Here is a 1,797-nt window from a genome sequence, read left to right on the forward strand (position 1 = left end):
CTGTTAGAGGCTGCTCTTCAATCAAAGCGGATTAGCCGGTGTTATTCGTGACCGACACGCGCAAATCCATCTCGATCAATCGTATTTTGCATAAGCCTCATTGAGTCCCGCATGAAGTTGTCGCTCATCGAGGCTTATACAGAATGCAGGTTGAGTTCTGCACACACCGAGGTCAGCTGATCTTCGTCGAGGGTGCAAGGATAGCGCGCACAAGCCAGTTTCGTTCGTTCACGATCACGTTCTTCGGGACATCGCGTCCTCTTTGATCTGCGCCAACGGCGTTTCGCTTTGCGCCTTGGCGACGATGCTGACTCTCGGGGCTCCTTATCCTGTGCTGGCGGCATGCTAGTGTGCCGAGCAGTATCAGGAAAGGAACGTTTCATGGCTCAGATCAGTGTTACGCCGGAAGAACTGAAGCAGCAGGCTCAGGTTTACACCCGCTCGAAGGAAGAGATCGAGCAGGCCATTCAGAAGGTGAACCAGATGAACTCGACCATTGCTGAGCAGTGGAAGGGTCAGGCATTCCAGGCGTATCTCGAGCAGTACAACCAGCTTTCCGAGAGCGTAAAGAAGTTCGAGGAGCTGCTGGTCAACATCAACGAGCAGTTGAACAAGTACGCGGACACCATCGCTGAGCGTGACGCGCAGGATGCGCAGAGCTTCGGCTTTTAGTAGCTCCCCGCGCACAGAAGACTCGGCACGGCGCTCCCTCCTCGCGAAAGGGTTGTGTGTAGGTGCGCTTGCTGTCGTGCTGACGGTAAGCGCACCTACTGTCGCGTTCGCCATCGATGACGACGGTGAGGGGCGGCTGGACCTTGACACGAATGTTCTCGTTGACGAGTCGGTGGGCACCGCTTCCTCCGGAGAGTTCAGAATTCGTGGGGACTTGTTCTCCGCGGATGTTTCTGCCAGGGCGCAGCAGGAGCAAGAGGCGGCGGCTGAGCGGCTGACGGTCGCCACCACCCTGGACTTCGGGCGCGTGAAGACCAGCGTGGACTATCAACAGGTCCGGGCGGCACTGTTCGGTGATTATTCGTCGCGGGATGCGCTCAAGGTGACCCAGGAAGAAAGCGAAGCGTCTCCCGCATCGTACGGCGTCGTAGTTGCGGTGGCGGTGCCGGTGGTGCTGGTGGTGGGCGTGCTGCTGGGGAGGTTCTGGGCGAGAAGAAAGCGGGCACCGTTGTGATCGAAGTCACCCTGGAGCACGCAGGTAGGCTCATCGACCTGCTGGTACCCGGCGAAGTCACGTTCGATCGGCTGACGCAGCTGATCCGGGAGGGCTGTGCAGCGAGGGGAATGGCGCTGCCCGAGGGGTTCTCGTTGGCGCTCGATGACAAAGCCATTGCCGTGAGCGGCTACGACGTCATCTCGTCGTTCGGGATCGGCAATGGTGACCGTCTTCAGATTCGGACCTAAGAGTGAGTGACTGACTGATGCGTATAGTTGTGGAGGGCGCGGCTCTCGAACTCGATCGCAGCCCTGATGCCCTTCATGTGCGTCTGGAGAAGAACGGATTCGACGGCTCGTGTCTGGATGTGATCGCTCGATACGTCGATATACACGAGACCGATACCGGGCTCGCGCTCGACTATGGTCTCGCGGCTGGCGAGATCAGCTTCCGGGAGGCGATCGGTCGGGCGCAGACCCGGCTGGATCGGCTGCTCTTGGCTCAGAGCCTGGTGGCTTGAGGCTTATGCCAAATTGGTTTTTTGCCGAGTGAAAAAGATGAGTCCGCGGACGGCGTTGAAGGCATCTCGGAAGGTGCGCAGTGGCCGCCGGTAGTCGGTGTGGAATATC

The 1,797-nt window shown here is 58.8% G+C and carries 4 protein-coding genes; all 4 read left to right on the forward strand.

Annotated elements, in window-relative coordinates; translation table 11 throughout:
- The first annotated feature begins 381 nt into the window (after nucleotides 1-381).
- The 4 genes from C5D07_RS06865 to C5D07_RS06880 all read left to right on the forward strand — a co-directional run bounded on the left by C5D07_RS06865 (nucleotide 382) and on the right by C5D07_RS06880 (nucleotide 1,688).
- Nucleotides 382-672, forward strand: a complete 291-nt coding sequence (locus C5D07_RS06865) for a WXG100 family type VII secretion target (RefSeq protein WP_097168067.1) — start codon at nucleotides 382-384, stop codon at nucleotides 670-672.
- Nucleotides 673-748: 76 nt separating this feature from the next.
- Nucleotides 749-1,186 carry a hypothetical protein gene (locus tag C5D07_RS06870; RefSeq protein WP_104259002.1) on the forward strand — a complete coding sequence of 146 codons (438 nt, stop codon included), beginning with the start codon at nucleotides 749-751 and terminating at the stop codon, nucleotides 1,184-1,186.
- Nucleotides 1,183-1,416: an EsaB/YukD family protein gene (locus C5D07_RS06875; RefSeq protein ID WP_104259003.1), complete on the forward strand. Its 234-nt coding sequence runs from the start codon at nucleotides 1,183-1,185 to the stop codon at nucleotides 1,414-1,416. The genes C5D07_RS06870 and C5D07_RS06875 overlap by 4 nt, the downstream gene beginning before the upstream one ends.
- A gap of 29 nt (nucleotides 1,417-1,445) precedes the next feature.
- Nucleotides 1,446-1,688 (forward strand): hypothetical protein, encoded by a 243-nt coding sequence (locus tag C5D07_RS06880; RefSeq protein ID WP_104259004.1) that lies wholly within the window; start codon nucleotides 1,446-1,448, stop codon nucleotides 1,686-1,688.
- Nucleotides 1,689-1,797: the final 109 nt, after the last annotated feature.

This window comes from Rathayibacter tritici (assembly GCF_002932875.1).
GTDB lineage: Bacteria > Actinomycetota > Actinomycetes > Actinomycetales > Microbacteriaceae > Rathayibacter > Rathayibacter tritici.